The organism is Streptomyces sp. NRRL S-118 (genome assembly GCF_000716335.1).
Classification (GTDB): domain Bacteria; phylum Actinomycetota; class Actinomycetes; order Streptomycetales; family Streptomycetaceae; genus Streptomyces.
Window position 1 is genome coordinate 70,899 of the sequence record NZ_KL591033.1, and the last position, 267, is coordinate 71,165.

The following is a 267-nucleotide window of genomic DNA, read 5'->3' on the forward strand; positions in this document are numbered from 1 at the left end:
GCGCCTCGCCGGGCTTCTTGCCGGGCGGGGTGCAGGGGATGTACACCGAGGCGAGATTCGGATGAACCATGGCCCTGATGTCACCCGACGACACCTCGGCCGGAGTCCCGTCCGCCTTCGCCGCGTAGAACTCACGCCACGTGCTGGGAGAGGCGTCACGGGACCCCACCTCTCCCGAGATGACGGAGCCACCGCTGGTGCGGACGTAGCAGAAGAACATGAAGTCCCCCTCCAGCCGGTCCTCCCGGAGCTTTCCCCGCTCTTCGG

1 protein-coding gene is annotated in these 267 nt (G+C 67.8%); it reads right to left on the reverse strand.

All coding sequences use genetic code 11. The features are described 5' to 3' along the window. On the reverse strand, positions 1-267 hold a 267-nt coding region (locus tag IH00_RS0134180; protein ID WP_031080055.1), incomplete at both ends, for a hypothetical protein.